General features: G+C 64.8%; 20 protein-coding genes and 1 pseudogene. 11 read left to right on the top strand and 10 right to left on the bottom strand.

Translation table 11 applies throughout. The features are described 5' to 3' along the window. The first annotated feature begins 159 nt into the window (after nucleotides 1-159). Nucleotides 160-1,203, top strand: a complete 1,044-nt coding sequence (locus NJE57_RS04615) for an NUDIX domain-containing protein (protein ID WP_319027227.1) — start codon at nucleotides 160-162, stop codon at nucleotides 1,201-1,203. A 52-nt stretch (nucleotides 1,204-1,255) separates the two neighbouring features. Next, on the top strand, nucleotides 1,256-3,073 hold the full coding sequence (locus NJE57_RS04610) for an alkaline phosphatase D family protein (protein ID WP_319027226.1): 1,818 nt from the start codon (nucleotides 1,256-1,258) through the stop codon (nucleotides 3,071-3,073). Between the two features lie 7 nt (nucleotides 3,074-3,080). On the opposite strand, the gene thiE is transcribed toward NJE57_RS04610, so the two are convergent. Next, entirely contained in the window at nucleotides 3,081-3,797 is a 717-nt protein-coding gene (gene thiE / locus NJE57_RS04605) for a thiamine phosphate synthase (protein WP_319027225.1), read from the bottom strand. A gap of 40 nt (nucleotides 3,798-3,837) precedes the next feature. Between thiE and NJE57_RS04600 the strand changes: the two genes are divergently transcribed. The 3 genes from NJE57_RS04600 to NJE57_RS04590 all read left to right on the top strand — a co-directional run bounded on the left by NJE57_RS04600 (nucleotide 3,838) and on the right by NJE57_RS04590 (nucleotide 6,100). Further along, the gene (locus NJE57_RS04600) at nucleotides 3,838-5,034 is read left to right on the top strand and encodes an FAD-dependent oxidoreductase (RefSeq protein ID WP_319027224.1); all 1,197 of its coding nucleotides are present in this window, start codon (nucleotides 3,838-3,840) and stop codon (nucleotides 5,032-5,034) included. Nucleotides 5,035-5,109: 75 nt separating this feature from the next. Then, the gene (gene thiS / locus NJE57_RS04595) at nucleotides 5,110-5,310 is read left to right on the top strand and encodes a sulfur carrier protein ThiS (protein WP_319027223.1); all 201 of its coding nucleotides are present in this window, start codon (nucleotides 5,110-5,112) and stop codon (nucleotides 5,308-5,310) included. Beyond that, nucleotides 5,303-6,100 carry a thiazole synthase gene (locus tag NJE57_RS04590; protein ID WP_319027222.1) on the top strand — a complete coding sequence of 266 codons (798 nt, stop codon included), beginning with the start codon at nucleotides 5,303-5,305 and terminating at the stop codon, nucleotides 6,098-6,100. The genes thiS and NJE57_RS04590 overlap by 8 nt, the downstream gene beginning before the upstream one ends. An 11-nt stretch (nucleotides 6,101-6,111) precedes the next feature. Here NJE57_RS04590 and NJE57_RS04585 read toward each other — a convergent pair whose 3' ends face one another. Continuing rightward, nucleotides 6,112-6,762: a DUF1707 domain-containing protein gene (locus NJE57_RS04585; protein WP_319027221.1), complete on the bottom strand. Its 651-nt coding sequence runs from the start codon at nucleotides 6,760-6,762 to the stop codon at nucleotides 6,112-6,114. An 86-nt stretch (nucleotides 6,763-6,848) separates the two neighbouring features. Between NJE57_RS04585 and NJE57_RS04580 the strand changes: the two genes are divergently transcribed. Together NJE57_RS04580 and NJE57_RS04575 are read left to right on the top strand one after the other, a co-directional pair. Continuing rightward, on the top strand, nucleotides 6,849-7,763 hold the full coding sequence (locus NJE57_RS04580) for an ATP-binding cassette domain-containing protein (RefSeq protein WP_319027220.1): 915 nt from the start codon (nucleotides 6,849-6,851) through the stop codon (nucleotides 7,761-7,763). Next, nucleotides 7,760-8,524 (top strand): ABC transporter permease, encoded by a 765-nt coding sequence (locus NJE57_RS04575; RefSeq protein ID WP_319027219.1) that lies wholly within the window; start codon nucleotides 7,760-7,762, stop codon nucleotides 8,522-8,524. Before NJE57_RS04580 ends, NJE57_RS04575 begins: the two co-directional genes overlap by 4 nt. 21 nt (nucleotides 8,525-8,545) lie before the next feature. Here NJE57_RS04575 and NJE57_RS04570 read toward each other — a convergent pair. After that, nucleotides 8,546-8,734, bottom strand: a pseudogene (locus tag NJE57_RS04570) (phosphomethylpyrimidine synthase); the annotation flags it as partial. A 582-nt stretch (nucleotides 8,735-9,316) separates the two neighbouring features. Between NJE57_RS04570 and NJE57_RS04565 the strand changes: the two are divergent. Next, entirely contained in the window at nucleotides 9,317-9,505 is a 189-nt protein-coding gene (locus tag NJE57_RS04565) for a hypothetical protein (protein ID WP_319027218.1), read from the top strand. A 69-nt stretch (nucleotides 9,506-9,574) separates the two neighbouring features. On the opposite strand, the gene NJE57_RS04560 is transcribed toward NJE57_RS04565, so the two are convergent. The 3 genes from NJE57_RS04560 to NJE57_RS04550 form a co-directional block, all read right to left on the bottom strand. After that, nucleotides 9,575-9,733 carry a hypothetical protein gene (locus tag NJE57_RS04560; RefSeq protein ID WP_319027217.1) on the bottom strand — a complete coding sequence of 53 codons (159 nt, stop codon included), beginning with the start codon at nucleotides 9,731-9,733 and terminating at the stop codon, nucleotides 9,575-9,577. A gap of 44 nt (nucleotides 9,734-9,777) precedes the next feature. Next, a complete protein-coding gene (locus tag NJE57_RS04555; protein WP_319027216.1) occupies nucleotides 9,778-10,578 on the bottom strand; it encodes a hypothetical protein in 801 nt (266 codons plus the stop codon). 353 nt (nucleotides 10,579-10,931) lie between these two features. Continuing rightward, complete coding sequence (locus tag NJE57_RS04550) at nucleotides 10,932-11,957, bottom strand: hypothetical protein (protein ID WP_319027215.1); 1,026 nt, start codon at nucleotides 11,955-11,957, stop codon at nucleotides 10,932-10,934. 6 nt (nucleotides 11,958-11,963) lie between these two features. On the opposite strand from NJE57_RS04550, the gene NJE57_RS04545 reads away from it, so the two are divergent. After that, a complete protein-coding gene (locus NJE57_RS04545; protein ID WP_319027214.1) occupies nucleotides 11,964-12,662 on the top strand; it encodes an NTP transferase domain-containing protein in 699 nt (232 codons plus the stop codon). On the opposite strand, the gene NJE57_RS04540 is transcribed toward NJE57_RS04545, so the two are convergent. The 4 genes from NJE57_RS04540 to NJE57_RS04525 all read right to left on the bottom strand — a co-directional run bounded on the left by NJE57_RS04540 (nucleotide 12,652) and on the right by NJE57_RS04525 (nucleotide 15,970). Further along, on the bottom strand, nucleotides 12,652-13,704 hold the full coding sequence (locus NJE57_RS04540; RefSeq protein WP_319027213.1) for an inositol-3-phosphate synthase: 1,053 nt from the start codon (nucleotides 13,702-13,704) through the stop codon (nucleotides 12,652-12,654). The genes NJE57_RS04545 and NJE57_RS04540 overlap by 11 nt on opposite strands. Before the next feature lie 104 nt (nucleotides 13,705-13,808). Beyond that, complete coding sequence (locus tag NJE57_RS04535) at nucleotides 13,809-14,438, bottom strand: hypothetical protein (protein WP_319027212.1); 630 nt, start codon at nucleotides 14,436-14,438, stop codon at nucleotides 13,809-13,811. Then, complete coding sequence (locus tag NJE57_RS04530; RefSeq protein ID WP_319027211.1) at nucleotides 14,422-14,847, bottom strand: hypothetical protein; 426 nt, start codon at nucleotides 14,845-14,847, stop codon at nucleotides 14,422-14,424. The genes NJE57_RS04535 and NJE57_RS04530 overlap by 17 nt, the downstream gene beginning before the upstream one ends. 10 nt (nucleotides 14,848-14,857) lie before the next feature. Continuing rightward, on the bottom strand, nucleotides 14,858-15,970 hold the full coding sequence (locus NJE57_RS04525; protein ID WP_319027210.1) for a hypothetical protein: 1,113 nt from the start codon (nucleotides 15,968-15,970) through the stop codon (nucleotides 14,858-14,860). A 326-nt stretch (nucleotides 15,971-16,296) separates the two neighbouring features. Here NJE57_RS04525 and NJE57_RS04520 point away from each other — a divergent pair, with 326 nt between their 5' ends. Next, nucleotides 16,297-17,505 (top strand): AAA family ATPase, encoded by a 1,209-nt coding sequence (locus NJE57_RS04520; RefSeq protein WP_319027209.1) that lies wholly within the window; start codon nucleotides 16,297-16,299, stop codon nucleotides 17,503-17,505. Then, entirely contained in the window at nucleotides 17,502-17,963 is a 462-nt protein-coding gene (locus NJE57_RS04515) for a hypothetical protein (protein WP_319027208.1), read from the top strand. The genes NJE57_RS04520 and NJE57_RS04515 overlap by 4 nt, the downstream gene beginning before the upstream one ends. Nucleotides 17,964-18,615: the final 652 nt, after the last annotated feature.

The following is an 18,615-nucleotide window of genomic DNA, read 5'->3' as shown; positions in this document are numbered from 1 at the left end:
CCCCGGTCCTCTTCCGCCGGAGCCGTCGATCCGGTGGGCGTGTGTCCCAGGTTAGTGAAGTGGCGGGGCGGCGTCGGGCAGACTGGTCGAGGAGTACGCAGTTCCGCCCGATCCGGGGCGGTTCGGGTCCGGTGAGGCGTCCGGTGGAGTGGAGGACCAGTGGCCACGAGTGAGGGTGACGGCAACGGTTGGGTGGTCTCGGCCGGCGGTGATCGGCGGTGGGGCCGCTTCGGTGCGGCGGGTCTCCTCCTGCGTGCGGCCGACCCGGCCGACCCCGACACCCCGCTGGTCCTCCTGCAGCACCGCGCGGTCTGGACCGCCGCCGGCGACACGTGGGCGCTGCCCGGTGGCGCCCGCGACTCCTTCGAGGACGCCCCCCAGGCGGCCCTCCGGGAGACCCAGGAGGAGGCCGAGATCCGGCCCGCGGACGTGGTGGTGCGGGCCGTGCGTGTGACCTCACGGATGCCCGGCACGGTGTGGCACCGGCCCGGCCTGGACATGCGGCACGTGACCGAGATGATGCGACGGTTGCGGCCCGACCAGAAGCACTCCGACGCGCCCGGTGATCGTGGGCGGCCGATCCCCCCGTTGGTGCAGGAGTCGCCCGACTCGGTGGAGTGGACCTACACGACAGTGGTGGCCGACGCGCCCCGGGCACTGGAGACCGTTCCCAACAACGAGAGCCTCGAACTGCGCTGGGTGCCCGAGTCCAGGGTCGCCGAGCTGCCCCTGATGCCCGCGTTCGCCCACGCGTGGGCCAACGGCCTGCGCACCCGGCCGGTCGAGTTGGTGGTCGATGTGGCCAACGTGCTGGGTTCGCGGCCGGACGGGTGGTGGCGGGACCGGGCCGGAGCCACCACCAGGCTGCTCGAGGAGTTGAGCGCGACCATGCCCCGGACCATCGAGCTGACGGACGGCTTCGGCTGGGTGGCCCGGTCCCACGCCGTGATCGAGGGTGCGGCGCGCGGGGCCGAGCACTCCGGCCCGTTCGTCATCCACCGGGCGCCCGGATCGGGAGACGACGCGATCGCGGACCTGGCCACCGAACTGTCCACCGGGCTCGCCGAGCGGGCTCCGCACGAACCCGCCCCGTCCGAACCGGGCGGGACCCGCCGGGTGGTCGTCGTGACGGCCGACCGGGGACTGCGGGCCAGGCTGCCGGAGGACGTCGTCGTCGTCGGGCCCCGCGCCCTTCTCGGGTAGATCCGGCGACGACCGGCGCGCGTTGCTCCCGGCCTGGGTGCACACTGGTGCAATGAATCAGCCCCCCTCGACGCCCGAGATCCTGGTCGGTCCGATGTTGCGGTACGTCGACAGCACGGACGCCACGGTGTGGGTCGAGGTGTCCTCCCCGTGTCGGGTGACGATCCGCGCCGGCGAGCAGGAGGTCTCCGAGCAGTCGTGGGGCGTCCACGGCCACCACTTCGCGATACTGCACCTGCGTGACCTGCAACCGGGCATGGAGACCCCGTACGAGGTGACGCTCGACGGCGCGCCCGCCTGGCCCCTGGACCCGCGGCGCCCCAGCGTCATCCGCACCCCGCGACCGGATGACACGGTGCGGTTGTCGTTCGGTTCGTGCCGCCGCGGCGAGAGCCAGACCCCGGTGGCGCTGCGCAGGATCGGGGCCGACGCCCTGGTGGCGCTCGCTCACCAGATGGCGCACACCCCGCACGACGAATGGCCCGACGCCATGCTGATGCTCGGGGACCAGGTGTACGCCGACATCCCCAGCCGGCAGATCACCGAGCGGCTGGCCGCCCGCCGCCGGGCCGGGGGCGGACCGCGGGCGGTGTGCGCGTCGGCCGGTGACGGGGGAGACCGGGACGTCTCGGGCGAGATCTGCGACTTCGAGGAGTACTCCTGGCTGTACCACGAGTCGTGGCGCGACCCGGACGTGCGCTGGCTGCTCTCGACCGTTCCCAGCTGCATGATCCTCGACGACCACGACCTGCGCGACGACTGGAACTCCTCGTTCGCCTGGCGCCGCGAGATGACGGCCCAGCCGTGGTGGCGCGACCGGGTGGAGGGTGCGTTCGCCAGCTACTTCGTCTACCAGCACCTGGGCAATCTCGCGCCGCGGGACCTGGAGGGCAACGAGGTGTACCGGGCATTGCGGTCTGCCGACTCCGACGCCGAACGTGAGCGGATCCTGGGGGAGTTCGCCCTGTCCGCCGACACCGACCGCCGGACCGCGCAGTGGAGCTTCACGCGCGATTTCGGCCGGGTGCGGGTGGTGATGCTCGACGTGCGGGCCTCCCGGCGTCTGGACCCGGAGGACCGGCGCGTGATGGATCCCGAGGAGTGGGAGTGGACGCGCGAGGCGTGCCTGGGCGGTGAGGTCGACCACCTAGTGATTGGCTCGTCGTTGCCCGCCTTCATGTTGCCGGCGCTGCACCACGTCGAGGGGTGGAACGAGGCCGTGAGCCGCGATCGCCCCGACAAGCCACTGAGCGCCCGGGCCGGGGAATGGGCCCGGTTGACCGTGGATCTCGAGCACTGGGCGGCGTTCCGCAACAGCTTCGACGACCTCGTCGGGCTGCTCACCGAGGTGGCGGAGGGCAGGGGCCGGCCCGCGCCGGCGTCGATCCTCATGTTGGGCGGGGACGTCCACTGCTCATACCTGGAGGAGGTCGAGCTCACCTCGCCGCGCGTGATCGGCTCACCCACCCGGGTGCACCAGCTGGTCATGTCCCCGTTTCGCAATCCTCTACAGAAGTCGATTCGCCTGGTCAATCTGCTCTCGAGGCGCGAACCGGTGCCCTCGTTGACCCGCCGGCTCGCCGAGGCGGTGGGAGTGCGGGAGCCGGAGGTGCGGTGGAAGGTCACCGACGGGATCTGGTTCGACAACGGGGTGATGACCCTGGTGATGCGCGGCCGCCGTGCCACCGTGAAGGTCGAGCACGCGCACGTGGAGTGGCCCGCGGGGGGCCTGGGGAGGGCGCTCACCGTGCTGCCCGGCCTGGCGCCGGACTCCTGGGGGCGGAGAGGGCGACGACGAGGAGGCGATGATCTCGACGCCAAGCCCCGTCAGGTGTTGCGCAGGACCCTGATCAGGGAACTCACCGACTGACTCCGGCTCACGTCAGGTGCGCGCGGAGTTCGCGTGCCGCGGCGGTGGGGTCGGCGGCCTCGGTGACCGCGCGCACCACCACCACCCGTCCGGCGCCCGCGTCCAGCACCTCGGGAAGGTTCTGCCGGTCGATCCCGCCGATGGCGAACCAGGGTTTGTCCGCCGCACCACCCGCCGCGTGGCGCACCAGGTCCAGTCCCGGTGCGTGTCGACCGGGCTTGGTGGGTGTGGGCCACACCGGGCCGGTGCAGAAGTAGTCCACGCGCGGGTCCGCGGCCGCCGTGTCGACCTCCTCGTCCGCGTGGCAGGAGCGGCCGATCACCAGGTCGTCGCCCACGATGCGGCGGGCCCAGTCGAGCGGCAGGTCGTCCTGGCCCAGGTGCAGGACGTCCGCCCCCGATGCGACCGCCACGTCGGCCCGGTCGTTGACGGCCAGCAGCGCGTCGTGGGAGTTGCAGACCTTCCGCATCACCGCCAGGGCCCGCAGTTCGTGTCCGGCCTCGAGGGGGCCGAGTCCGCGCTCGCCGGGGGAGTTCTTGTCGCGCAACTGCACGATGTCCACCCCGCCGGCCAGCGCGGCGGTCGCGTCCCTGCGCAGGGCCGGGAAGTCGCCGGCCCATCCTTCATCCCGGGCCTGCTCGTCGAGGTGCCGGCGCGCGTCGATGCAGAGGTAGAGCCGGGAGTCGGCGAGGCGGGCACGGAGTCGATCGGCGCGAGCTGTCATGTGCGTAACCGTAGGCGATGTCCCCGTTAGGCTGGCCGCCATGACCGCGCCCGCCGACGCCGACGCCGACGTCCGTCCCGCCGCCCGTCGCGTGGCGGTGGTCGGCGGTTCGGTGATCGGTCTGGCCTGCGCGTGGTCCATCGCCAGGACCCGCTCGGCCGGGGAGGTCGTGGTCTACGAGCCCGACGACTCCGGCCCCGACGGCGTGCCCACCTCCGGTGCCGCATGGGTGGCCGGTGGCATGCTCGCCCCCTTCAGCGAGGCCTGGCCGGGGGAGGAGGCGGTGTTCGCGCTAGGCGTGGACTCGCTGCGCCGGTGGCCGGAGATGCTCAGGGCACTCGAACCACACGTCCCGCCCGGTCCGCCCGTGCGCACCGCGGCGCACACGCACATGCTCGCCGTGGACGAGGCCGACGCCCGTGACCTCGACATGGCCATGGACTGGGCCGCCCGCCAGCCCGATCCCACCCGGGACGCCACCGGCTCCGGCCCGGGGGCCGACACCGGGATCACCGAGGCCGACCTGCGCCGCGTCACCCGCCGCGAACTCCGCGAGGCCGAACCGTCCCTGGCCCGGGTCGCCCGGGCCGCTTATCGCATGGGCACCGAGGGGGCCGTCGACAACCGCGTCCTGCTGGCCGCCCTGACCCGCGCCTGCCGCGCCGAGGGGGTGACGTGGGTGCGGGACGCCGTGACCTCGCTCGACGACGTCGATGCCGACCGCATCGTCCTCGCCGCAGGCTCCGGCTCCGCAGAACTGGCGGGACTGCCCGTACGGCCGGTCAAGGGCGAGGTGCTCCGGTTGCGCTCCCGCCCGGGTTGCGAGGACCCGCCCCGCGGGGTCGTGCGGGCGTTCGTGCGTGGCCGGCCGCTGTACCTGGTCCCGCGCGAGGGCGGCCTGGTCGTGGGCGCCACCCAGTACGAACACGGTGACGACCGGCAGGTCACCGTGGCCGGGGTGCGCGACCTGCTCGCCGACGCCGAGACCGTCTTCCCCGGGGTGGGCGAGTACGAACTGGCCGAGGCCATCGCCGGGCTGCGGCCGATGTCTCCAGACAACCTGCCGTTTCTCGGCGCCGACCCCACGGACGCGCGCCTCATCCACGCGACCGGGCACGGCCGCAACGGCATCGCGCTCACCCCGGTCACGGTGGCCGCGGTCTGGGCCGAGCTGCACTCCGTTCCCGTCCCGGCGGTGGCGCGCGCGGCCGCGGTCGACCGCTTCACTCGCGGGTGAGCCCCCGGACCTCGACGGCTACGGTGGAGGCATACGTCACGACCGGGACGTCACGACCGTGAAGCAGGAGGCCCCATGATCGTCACCGTGAACGGAGAGGACCACACGCTTGCCGACGGCGCGACCGTCCGCGCGCTCGTCACCCGACTCGACCTGCCCGAGGAGGGCGTGGCGGTGGCCGTCGACGGCGTGGTCGTCCCCTGCTCCGGCTGGGACGAGACCCCGCTGGGTGCCGGTGCGGAGGTGGACGTCCTCACGGCGGTCCAGGGTGGCTGACGCCACCGGGCCGGCCGAGGTCTTGGACTCGCCACTGGTCATCGCCGGTGAGCAGCTGAGCTCGCGCCTGATCATGGGTACGGGTGGCGCGGGTAACCAGGAGGTCCTGCGGGAGGCGCTGATCGCCTCCGGGACAGCCCTGACCACCGTGTCGATCCGCAAGGTCGATCTACGCCTGGGATCCGACGGGCTCGGGCTGCTCGGGCTGCTCCGCGAGCTCGGAATCCGGCCGCTGCCCAACACCGCCGGCTGCCGCGGGGCCGCCGAGGCCGTCAAGACCGCGCGGCTCGCCCGCGAGGCGCTCGGGACCAACTGGGTCAAGCTCGAGGTGATCGCCGACGAGCGCACGCTGCTCCCCGACGCGCTGGAGTTGGTGGAGGCCGCAGAGGACCTGGTCGACGACGGGTTCGTGGTCCTGCCCTACACCACCGACGACCCCGTCCTCGCGCGCCGGCTCGAGGACGTGGGCTGCGCAGCCGTCATGCCGCTGGGCGCACCCATCGGCACCGGACTGGGCATCTGCAACCCGCACAACCTCGCGATGATCGTCGAGCGCGCCGGGGTCCCGGTGATCTGCGACGCCGGGATCGGCACCGCCTCCGACGCCGCCCTGGCCATGGAGCTGGGCTGTGACGGCGTGCTGCTGGCGACCGCCGTGACCCGCGCCGAGAACCCCCCGCTCATGGCCGCCGCGATGCGGGACGCCGTCCGCGCAGGCCATGCCGCCCGCGCGGCCGGGCGCATCCCCAAGAGGTTCTGGGCGCAGGCCTCCAGCCCGCCGGTGGACTGACCGGCGTACCGCTACTCCGGCCGTGGGACCCGGCGTATCCCGACCCCGCCCATCAGTGCGAGCCCGGTGACCCGCACGACCGGCGCGCCCGCAGGAGCCTGACGCACCGGCCGGGGGTCCGATTTCCATCTGCCCGACTCCTCGCCGAATCCGCCCATCAGACCGAGGCCCTCCACCACGAGTTCGATGTCGTCGGGGACGAGGATCTCGATGCCGCCCCAGACCGCGAACGCCCGGATCGTGCTCACGTGCGACTGCAGGGTGACCTCGCGCAGGTCGATCTCGACACCACCCATGACGGCCACGGCGGTGTGGTCGGCGGGGAGGGTCCAGACGCCCCTTCGTTCGCAACCCCCCATGATCGCCAGTGACGTCGACGGCCCGGTGCCGCCGGTGACCCTGTGCGCAGGCGCCGCGTCGTGGTGTGCGGCGGGACTGACCTCGAAACCGCGGCGGGCGGGGGACAGGTCGCGGGTCAGCTCGGCCAGATCGGACTGGAACAGCGCCGCGTACGCCCGGGTGCTCCGCTCGTCGAACTCGGCGAGAGTGAGCCGGCCCTCCGAGAACGCCTCCTGCAGGAACCGGGCCGTCGCCTCACGCTCGTGATCCGAGGCGCGGATCGACGGGACGTCGGGGCCGGGATCCGGGCGTGAGTCATCCATGACACGAGCCTAGGCCCTACCCCACCTGTACGGGCGCTGAGGAGGAGGAGCACGCGTGCGGCGCCTCGGCAGGCACACTGGGGGTCATGATCGAAGTACGCAATCTCACCAAGCGCTTCGGCGCCGCCACGGCGGTCGACGACCTGAGCTTCACCGTCCGCCCGGGTGTCGTCACCGGTTTCCTTGGACCCAACGGTGCCGGCAAGTCCACCACCATGCGGATGATCGTCGGCCTGGACACCCCCACATCGGGAGAGGCGCTGGTCAACGGCCAGCGCTACCGCGAGCTGGAGCACCCGACGCACACCGTCGGGTGCCTGCTCGACGCGTCCTGGACCCACGCCAACCGGTCCGCGGGCGCGCACCTGAAGTCGATCGCCGCCGCGGGCGGACTGCCCGCCACCCGCGTGGACGAGGTCCTGTCGCTGGTCGGCCTGTCCGACGTGGCCGGACGCAAGGTGGGCGGCTACTCGCTGGGCATGCGACAGCGGCTCGGGCTGGCGACCGCCATGCTCGGCGACCCCGAGGTCCTGCTGTTCGACGAACCCGTCAACGGTCTGGACCCCGAGGGCATCCTGTGGATCCGCCGATTCATGCACGCCCGCGCGGCCGAGGGGCGGACGGTGCTCGTCTCGAGCCACCTGCTGTCGGAGATGGCACAGACGGCGCAGGACCTCGTCGTCATCGGTAGAGGGGTGTTGCGCGCCCAGACCTCGGTCGAGGAGTTCCTCTCCGCCGCCACGTCCACCGTCGTGTTCCGTACCCCGCACGTCGACCAGTTCACCGCCGCCGCGCGAGAGGAGGGCTTCACCGCCACCTTCGACAGCGAGTCCGGCGTGTTCCACGTGGAGGGCCTCCAGGCCCCACAGGTCGGCGAGCTCGCCGCGAGCCTGGGGATCACCGTCCACGAACTGCACGAGAAGCGGGCGTCGCTCGAGGAGGCCTTCATGGCGCTCACCGACCAGGACGTCGAGTACCACGGTCAGGAGACCACCCGATGAACCTGCTGAAGTCCGAGTGGATCAAGGCCACCACCACCAAGAGCGCGTACTGGCTGTACGGCCTCGGCATCGTCCTCGCCCTGGGCCTGGCCGCGATCATCGGCCAGTTCGAGCAGTCCTCGTCCGGTGACCCCATGGTCGGCGCACCCGGCGGCGGCAGCGACCCCCTGTTCGCGATCCTGGGGGTCAGCGCGTTCACGGTGATCCTCGCGTGGATCGCGGCGATAGTCGCCGTGACCGGTGAGTACAGGTACAACACGAACAAGTCCACCTTCCTGGCCGTGCCGTCGCGGTGGCCCGCGGTGCTCGCCAAGACCGCGCTGTTCACCGTGATGTCCATGGTCGTGACCGTGGTCGCGGTGATCCTGTCGCTGCTGGTGGCCGGGGCGCTGTCCGGCCAGGACTCGTGGACCCCGTTCTCCGGCGACGGCCTGAGGTACCTGGCGCGGTTCCCCGTCTACGCCGCGCTCGGCACCATCGCCGTGATGGGTCTGGCGTACATCATGCGCAACGCCGCCGGCACCATCTCGTTGTTCCTCGTGTGGACCCTCGCACTGGAGGGCATGGTCTCTCTGATCCCCCGTGTCGGCGAGGACATCGCGGGGTGGATGCCGTTCGCCAACGGCGACTTCTGGACGCAGGGCGAGTCCGTGCGCGGATTCATCACGTGGGGCGAGTGGCCCGCGTTCGCATGGTTCGCCGCGGTCTGCGTGGCGCTGTGGATCGTGGGCCTGGTGATCACCCTTCGCCGGGACGCCTGACACCGCCGGCGGGTCAGCAGGTCACTGCTGGCTGATCGGCAGGTAGACGCGTCCACCCTGCCCGGTGAACTCCGCCGATTTCTCGGCCATTCCCGCCTCGATCGCCTCGACGGTCTCCATCCCGTGCTCGGCGGCGTAGTCGCGGATGTCCTGCGAGATCCGCATCGAGCAGAACTTGGGTCCGCACATCGAGCAGAAGTGCTGAGTCTTATATACGACCAGCGTATGCCCTGTATATGGCCCGTATTGGCGACGCCATTGGTGTCAGAACCTGTCGCAAACTCTCAGGATCTATCGGAACCTTCCGGAAGTTTGGTGTCACCAGGGTGTCACCGATATCGGGAGTGAAATACGGTCTCAACTGGTGTTAGGGGGACGTGACGGATTCCTGCGAGTTGCTCCCCCGTGGTTTGCTCGGGGAGTGCGGTCGGGGACGATGTGTTCATGAGGTATGCACACCCCCTGCCACGTCTAGGTTGACCAGGCTCGGGACCATCCCTGGCACATCGATAATCGAACTCTCGGGCCGATTCGGCATTGCCGGGGATGTCTACGCAGCGGTCAGCGATGACGGGATGTTCTCCGTGTACGCGCTGGTCCGGATCGACGACACGTCGCGCGAGGTCAGCTCCCCGCTCCGCGATCGTCTTCGCGATGCCGTAGATGAGCGGGTCGAGCTGGCGAACTCGGACGACGAGACGGCCGCAAAGCGCGGCTGTTGGAGAGTCGATCGCCGCTATCGAAGGTCGAGAGTTGGACGTAACGGAAGACCCGCTTTCTTCCGGCCCGACCGTGGCAGTTCTCCACGAGGCGATGGCAGACGGCTGGATCGTCAGCACCAGGGGACGGACCGGTGGCTACTGGCGAACTGACAAACCCTCGTACAAGGATCTCCGTGAGGCTCTGGACGACCTCGAAGGACGGCTGCACTTCGTGCTCAGTTCCATCAGTGGCGTCCGGTCGTTGATCGAGACCCCGTAACGTCACCGCAAATGCAGATCGGGCGCCGTGGCCAGCTCTGCCACGGCGCCCAGATTAAGCCCGGTTAGCCTACTTGGGCTTCTTCGACGGAACGAACCCGAACGGCATCTTCCTGCGCTTCTCGCGCAGATCCGAGTAGTACTCATCCGAATTTCCGGACTTGAGAATCTGGATCTCGCTCCTCATCCGTGCGTCCCCGACGACTTCCCTCTTCGAATCCTTGGACATTTTGGTTCTCCCTTTCCAGGGGTTGTGACCCTCATGCTAGTCGTTCAGTCCGACGCTCCGCCGGGAATCGGATCCACCTCACACTCATAAGCGCAGGCAGCTATGGCCGCCAGGACTCGCATGGCGGGCACGTCGTCTTCTTTGCTGAGATCGCCTGGGCGCAGACAGTCGACGGTCAGCACGCCATGAACCCTGACATCGGTGGACGACACCGGATAGGTGAGGTAAGTCCCATACATCAAGCTCGTGTCGGCCTCCGACTTCACGAACCGATACTGGTTCCGCATCGTCTCGTGCATCGTCTCGTCGCCGTCAACGAACACCCTGCGGGACTTGTCTCCGCGTCCAGAGAAGCAGGAAGGTTCTAGCTTCATCGTGCGGACTCCGCCCTCCTCATGCAGCCGGAACAGATTCGCGCGAGTGCCTTCCGTGACGTTCTCGCCGACCAGAGAGGCGGCGGCCGAGACCACCGAGTGCCGCAGGCTCCCCGCAAGGCTCTTGCGCGTGGCCGGGTCCGAGGTGGCCATCGTCTCCGCGAGGAGTTGAAGCAGTGGGCTCAGCTCTTTGTCGAGGATCTGGTAGCGCCGACGCGACAAAGTGGCGCGATCTTCGGCGTCGGCGGTTTCCCGCCGCTTGCGAAGTCGTTCCCTGATGAACGTTGAGGTGATAGCAAGCAGCAGAGCTACTACGCCGACGACGATCAACGCGATTCGCGCTCTCCCATCCACCAGGCCGCACACGCCGACGAAGATGGCCGAAAGCCCGTACAGGACGGCGACGATCGGCTCGGAGACGTGGTTGTCCACGAATCGGACGAGACGATTGTTCTCGGTCTTGGTACTCACACGCGGAGGATACCGGTGCGCGGACCCACTACCCGCGAGCCCCACCGATCCCTCGGACAGTCGGCGACGTACAAGGCGCAACACTCACAAGGACCACCGTCGGTATGGGGCGCACCCGTGCGAAATGACTGGGGTTGTGATGACGAAAACTCGACCTAACCGACGAGCAGGTCGCCAAGGCCCGCGCCCGCATCGTGGCGGGGGAGGGGCAGTCGCCGATTGCTCGTGATCGTGAGGATGACCGATCAGCGCGCTACCGCGCACTCCAGGGCGTACTAGGTGGAACCGCGAACGCGGCGGACTCAAGCTCTACATCGAGCACATCGATGGCTCAGACGCTTGAAGGCAATAGCTTAGGTTAAATACCTAGCGTATAGGTTCTTCGAGATAATCATCTTGTATTCCTTAACGACGGCTATTAGAGAAAGCCAATGGACCTTGCTGGCTTCTACTTCAGGGGCGAAACGCGAGACGGTACTTTCTGTATCTGATATGTAGTCGAAGATTGTTTCTGGCGGAAGAAGTCCATCCCATCTTTTGTCGCCCGCTAACTTTTGCGAGGTCGTAAACTGCGGCGTTCTATAGAGCCATCGAACTACTCCATTACTTAGGGCGACGTCAGCAATTTGGTTTCCATTAGGGTGTGAAGCAAGAGAATTTTGAATGACAGTGCCGTAGGACTTATGAAAAGGAAGCAATGTCGAGAAAAAAATCGTGGGTATGTCGTAGGAAGACTCCCCTGACTTTAGTATATCTACAATCTTGGCATACTCTTCCGACATTCTCTCGAGGTATGGTACAGACGAATCCTGATTGAGGGCGAACTCGAGAAGATCGGTGTTAGATGGTGCGGGATTGCTGAACCAAACACGTTCACGCCAGAGGGACACGGAAATCTTGGATTCACAAAGTTCCCCTGCGCAGATCTCTAGCCCGGATCGTGCTAAACAAAACTCATCTACCTTATATCGGCGTTCCGGCCATAAGCAGACCTGTTTCCACGAAGTGGCGCCCGATTGGTACCGGAAGATGCTCTGCTTCTCCGGACTTTCCATAGTTGCGTGGACTATTGCGTCCGAGTCGAACGAGCATATCCCGTCCGCATCAATTTTGACTCGTGTTGCACGTTGGACGACGAGTCCCTTGACCCAAACGATAGAATTTCCATTCGTCCTCGCACTTCGAAGCAGGTTTGCAGCGTGGCATGCATAATCTCCGGCATTCGTGATGATTCCTGATACGCCGGCATCGAGAGCCCGGCGAACCACTGGCACAGTTAGCTGATCGCAGATGTATACGGTATTTTCTTCTGGCTTCCCAGTGGAGCATGGGGCCTCCGCCGTCCCCTCGAGGACTGTGTGCCCATGCATGACTATCATGACGGGATGCTAACTCACGCAATCTTGGCAGCCGGCCGCGGTACGCGCATGTACGGACCGTCGGGTGGGAACAAGGCCATGGCTCGTGTCGGTAGTGGCTACCTGATCGACTACGTCTTAAAAGAAACTGAGCGCCTGCGCCCACAGGAAACAATCGTCCTCGTAAGAGTCGGTGACGAGGATACGCCTCGCAGGGTTAGGACGTTAACGACGTCTCCAGTCTCGGTGATCGAGTCCCCCAGTGATGGGACCGGACCAGGAGTCAGAAGGCTGCTTGCTGCCGCTCGCGGCGACAAGATCGCGCTAACGACATGCGATCTCGCAGCTCCAAGAGGCGAGCTCACCAGCTTCTTTGAGAACGTGAAAGCGATGCCTAATCTGGACGCTGAAAGCTGTGTCATAGCAATCTCACCAGTTGACGATCAGGATCCGGTTCCCATCTTCGTGCATCTGAGTGAAGATCGTGTTGTTGATTACGGGAAGAAATCACCACGCAGTCCGGTAGCGTTCGCGGGTGCACGGTTAATGAATCGGGGCTTTGCGGACCTATTGCTGAAGTCTGATGCGGTGTTCGCCACGGATACCGAGATGATGTCGACTATCGTGAAAGAACATCCTGGGGCGTTGCGCGCACAGATGGTGCGCAGCTTGTTCGACGTAGACAATGCTGACGCCCTTCGCCGCGCAGAAGCAATTACCATGTGAGGTCGGCGCGTGTTGTGTCCGGGCGCAGTAAGAATTCGTTACTACTGATCAACTCGTTCAAGTGTTGCATAGGGGATCGCGGTGTTACGCCGCCGATCGGATGCTTGAAGAAGATGGCGAGGTCATCTCGGCGCCCACGGTGATACCCGGCACCCGAGGCCAACATGCGCACAAGGTCAAGTGCCAGTTGAGCCGCAAGAGGCGAGTCTTCGGCCTTCCAATTGATTCGCAATTCGACTGAATTTCCTAGGAAGTCCCGCGCGACAACGCTGTCCCAAGATTCCTTATAGTCGCCAAGTTCGGCTACATAGCGGATATCGATTAGATGTTCGCCCTTCCGCATGCCCGTTATGCTCTCCACAGCGTGTGCCTTATCCGCCTGTTTTGTGGCATCTACACCGGGAAGCATAAGAACGGCTCCATCACGGTTGCCCAAGATATTCGTGCTGTACCAGCTAGCGACGTGCAGGCCTCTCATCTCGAGCGCGGATGCGACGAGTGACTTCAAAAATGTCTGCCCGGTTGATCCATCTCTCCCGGCTAGCTGCGTCCCTGTGTCTCGTGCCATGTTCCAGAGAGGACTCCATTCGAGAGTCTCACTTGGCGTGAAATCGATGAAGGACGCCTTTGCTTGTATCGCGCCAAGGGCGTAAGCGAAGGCGGAAGGGAGTTGATTCGGCGTCGCGGATAGCACCTCCGGCTCCGTCCATTCCGCGATAGGGCGATTGAGTCGCCTGGGAGGCGATGACATACTCATTACAATCACTTGATTTACCGCAAGAGCCTCTTTGAACTCTCGGATCTGACCTGCGATGTGACTCGCTGCCGTTGAAATGCTCTCCCATCCGACTCCGCTTGTTTCGTCGCCGAGAGAGGTATCGGTAGCGCCCCATAGGCCCTGTGTTACCAGCCCCGGCCGTAACAGCACCGAATTGACGCCGCGAACATCCCAACCGGCGAGCACAATTTGGTTTGCGTTCGGGAAATGTTTTGGATCGAAAATCTTTAGCGAGCTGATACCGTAATCCACATCTTCATTCACGGCGCTAAGATGCTCTAGCGCGCGGCTAATCGCGACCCCGTTATTGCCCGATAGTCCGACGATGAGTAAGCCAATCCTACTCCGTCCGTCCTCTGACCCAACACTCAATTCAATATCTCCCTATATGGTGCAGACGATGGTTGAGCTTGAAGCAAGAGTAACGTGCCTTCCTCGTTTAGGCACATTTCGAGCTCCCAGGCTTGCAAGCGCGGAAGTGCGGCGAATGCCGAAGCAAGTTCGTGGATCGCAGCCAAAACTCGGGCGGGCTGCACCCCGATGGATGCGACGTTCGTCGTGAATTCCCCCTCGCCCAGAAAAATGCGTCCTGTCAACTGAACATTTGCGCCGCTTGAGACATGCGAGGTGCTGTCGGCGATTGCGACGCGGATTACCTCTTGGTTGGGCCAGTAGTGGGCGATTGCGCCTGCTGACTGCGCGACCAAGGGCTGGACAATCGTCGGGTAGGTTTCGACCATCGTGGCGACCTTGTGTGCATACTGGTACCACTCGGGGCGGTGCACGACGAGCGATTCGACGGTTCCAGATGTTGTTTCCACTGCATGCGCTTCGAATTCACCAGCTAAACTGGGCCGAAAGATGACGGCCTCGGAATCTAGGTTTGGGAAGAATTTCGGCGTAGTAGAGAGGAAAAAGGTCTTCGGAGTAAGGAATCCTGCCTTTTCGAGCACCGCAATTCCGATGCGCTTGTCCCCTCCTTCAATCTCCTGAGCCATCGATGTGCTCGACGTAGAAGGTCTTCACGGCAGTGAGTACATCGTGCGACGTTTCGGTGTCACGCAGTGTAATCGCTCGCGGCCAGTCCTCGTCCACCCAGGTCGTCCCGAAGTTTTCAGTCGGTTCTGCAAATCTAGGGAAGAAGTGGAAGTGAATGAAGGGGTCTTTCATCATAGCTGCGACCACGTTCACCCGATCGGCGCCGAGCGGCCCTAGAGCTGCATGCTCGACTTTACCGAGTACGTTGATCAACTCCACTGCAGCTTCGGTGCCGACCTCGTCGAAGTGCGCGTACGGAGCAAGGGGAAGGACGACCAGGTCGCCAGGGGTGAGCTGTTTTCCGCGTACAGTTACGATCCAATGGTCGAATCGAGCGACCATAAGCTCGTTGGGCGAGAATTTGGCCAAGTGTGACACGTCAACCGCTCTCTTCTACTTGGTAAAGCTCGGCGATGAAGCCGAGTATACGCTCCAGACTACGGTTTTCCGTGGGCGTTCGCTCCCACACGAGCTCGAAGTCTCTGTGGAACGCGCCGGCGAACTCCTCGTGGAGAACGGCGAAGGCGTTGAGTCGATCCCGATCGTTGCCCGAGATGGCTTCGTGCATGACAATTGCACGCCCATCGATGACCTCATACTTGAACGGAATACGTTCAGACGTGAATGCAACCAGATAGTTGTCTGGATAGTTTTCTATGCACTCGCGCCAAAGGTGCAAGCTCTCTACTAGGTCATCGCGGGAAAGCGTCACATCTTTTCCGTGGCGCCCATGCAGGAGGTAGTTTCTTAGATCGTCCGCGATGTAGATCTCCCGTACGATGGTGCCGCTCGCAAGGTTGTCGTAGAATGTCTTGCGCCGTAGTATGTGTTCTTCGACGTATGGCTCTATCATTGAACTCCCACGCCCGAACCGCTGTAGCGCAATCTGTTCTATCGCGCGGTCCGATTTGAACACTACCGAGAGGCGTTTTGGGAAGCTATCGATTCTTCTGGCAGAGGACTCCAATTCTCCAATTAGGTCGCGGTACGCCGACGGTGATCTACTTATGCGGAACTGGTTATTCTTGAAATCGGACGCTGTGAGGTCATCGCGCGTTGGACTGCTGCTCACTTCTTGATGAGAATTCAGCGGCGGAGAGCTTGTCGGCGGCGACAGGGATAGAAGCGCGCGTGCGAGAATTTCAAACACTTGTTCTTCTATCCCGCCACGTCGTCGCACTGACTCCGCCGATAGATTGTAGTGGGCCGCGAAATGCTCGCGTCTGTACCCGGAATTCTTGGTGTCGTAGTCCGGGTGAAGACCCAAGGAAATGCCGATTCCTCGCTCGTGAGGTCCATCAAGACGTTTCATGCCTCTGACGAGGGTTTCACGGAGTCGTGCCTTGCGATAGTTCTGCTGCACGTCAGGAAATAGCCGTTGTATCAACACCTCAAGCGACTTAATTCGTTCTAGAGGAACGCCTGCGACACCCAGTCTCCGAACCAACTTCAGCTCGGTAACTAGTTCATCCACCTCGATGAAGGCGCCCATGCGTTCCTCTCTCGCATGCCCCGAATCTTCGGATACCAGATTCTTACCAGGCCCGAGCGGAACGCTACCAGGCTGCTGCCGGTTTCCCTGAAGTTCCCACGGATCCTTCTCTGCACGCACGTTAGTTCGAGCCTGTAATGGACTCATCGATTGAACCAGCTCTCGGAGGGGAAGAAGCCGTGGTGGAAATACTCCCAGGGGGTGGCGGTGTAGTGGATCGCTGGATTCCCCATCTTCCGCCCGCAGTGCGGGCGAGCCTCGCGGCCCGCTCTGCCGAGGTATGCGTTACGTTCACTGATCACCGTTTGCCACCTGGCACTTATCCCGTGGCTGGCCGTATCGGAGTTGAGAACACCGAACAGGGCCTACATCTGTTCGTCGACCGCAGTCACACCTACGTGGGTGACGACGCCGAGGTCGCCGAATGGCTCCAGCGTGGGGAGCGGGTGTTCCCTGACCTCAACGCCGCTCTCGCATGGCTCGAAGACGTCGCGCCCGCTTCAAATGTGAGCACTTCCGACCCGATTCATTCGGGGGCGCAGGCTCGGCCTAGTTCGTCGGCACCGAGTGAGGTGACGTCGCTCAGCAACGTTCCCGTCGAGGGTGAATGCGTGCGGCGGGTGTCGGAGATCGATTTTCGCAATCAGCTGCTCGCTCGCGTAGCGGGCCAGGACTACGCGGTGTCGCGTCTCGGAGCGAGGGTGGCTCGTCATGTCAACAAGCCCTTCCCGAGGCGGCCAGACTCGACGGTCCTGATTGGCAAGACCGCTGTCGGCAAGACAACTGCGGCCGAGACGATCCCGGAGGCGCTGACCTCACTCACCCGCAAAGAGTGGGAGTTCATCCGCCTCGATATGGGGGAATTCTCAGAGAAGCACTCCGTGGCGCGCCTGATCGGAACTCCTCCCGGCTACATCGGCTACGGGGACGAGTGCCTGGCGAGCCGTCTGGCGCGGAACGGGGACGTGGTGGTGCTGTTCGATGAGATCGAGAAGGCACACCCCGCTGTGCTGTTCACGATCATGAACCTGCTCGACAAGGGTCGGCTGGACACGGAGAGATACGGGCGGGTGCGCGCCACTAAGGCTGTTCTCCTGTTCACTTCGAATCTCGGGGCGGACGAGATCGGCGGAGACGTCCGGGATGATCTGGAGGGTCGATCGCATCTACTGCGGCACGGGCTCGCCCCCGAGCTCGTCGGCCGGTTCAGCGAGATCGTCACGTTCACGGAGCTCAGCCCGGAGGCTCTGGTGGAAGTGACCACTCGCTCGGTGATGACGGTGGCGGCGGACTACGGCGTGCGCGTCGAATGGATCGCTCCCGAGTATCTGGGGGATGTGCTGCGACGGATGCGCGGGAATCGGCTGGGCGTGCGTGCCATTGAGTACCTCGTCGATGCCGACCTCGGAGAACAGTTTGCCGATTTCGATGCGGAGCGGGCGCAAATCTACTATCAGGGCGCAGGTGTCGTTTGCGCGATCACCGATCCCCATGAGCGTGACCGCGATCCGGAAGTCGGAGGCGACGGATCATGACCGGCCTGCTCGTCATCCCGCTCATCGCCGTCGGCGTGCTTTTGTACTTCGCGGTTCCCCGGGGTGGCACCGTGACCGGATACACCAGCCTGCTGCCGGGGCAGAGGTTCGTCTACCAGCGCACTAGCACTTTGCCGTTGCTGTGTGTATTGCCGACGACGACGATCCACTGGCACGGTCAGAAGTTCGTCTTCGCGCTCGTTCGGATGGCGAACGGAGTCTGCCGTGCGTACATCATCCAGCAGCCTAACTACATGGGTCGCTTGACTGGACTCGGCTCGACACACCGGCTGACCGACACGTTCGGTCGCGGCTATGTCTGTTGGGAGCCCGAGCCACGCGACGCCAACCAGATGTCCGGCGCCCTCGCCCTGTGGGTGGCCGCGACCTGCCGGTACCGCGAATCGGGAGTGTTCCCGAACGCGCGCCAGGCAGCCGAAGAGCTGAATCGTTCATGAGTACTCGATCAACCGGATCGGGCGTGGACGGATCGGAGACACAACAAGGAGGTGATGAGCATGTGTAACACCGCGTTCAGCGGGGATGAGATCCCTGCAGGTGGTTTCCACGGTGGGGATGAGATCCCTGCTGGTGGTTTCCACGGTGGGGATGAGATCCCTGCTGGTGGTTTCCACAGCCGCTGATAGCGGCTCACGCTGAATACCCAGCGTGCCCAGTGTACGGCCCGGGTGGGTGCATTGGCCCGGGCCGTACACCCCTCTCGATCTCACCAGCGCACTGAGGGGAAAAGACGATGGCCTTCGAGATCAAGAACACCTGCTACACGACCCTGGACCGTCAGGCTACGTTTCGCTTCGACTTTGTGCAGGTATCCGCTCACGAGTGGCGGGTCTACATCACAGAGCAGCCGTCATACAACGGCCGACCCGACGGAACACACCCGTCCCACCGGCTGACTGACGCGCGTGGTCGGTACATCTGCTGGGTACCCGCGCCGACAACACTAGATCAAGCCAAGGGCGCCGCTCGTGCCTGGGCAGACGCGACGTGGGACTACATCCTCACCGGGGTCTTCCCCGCACCCGGTCCAGCGCGGGAAGTGCCGGACCTCTCTTCATCCGCGACATGGGCGCTGCGCGATCACGTTGG

The sequence above is a fragment of the Dietzia sp. PP-33 genome, from assembly GCF_033790845.1.
Lineage (GTDB): Bacteria > Actinomycetota > Actinomycetes > Mycobacteriales > Mycobacteriaceae > Dietzia.
This window is presented reverse-complemented; position numbering and strand designations above follow the sequence as displayed.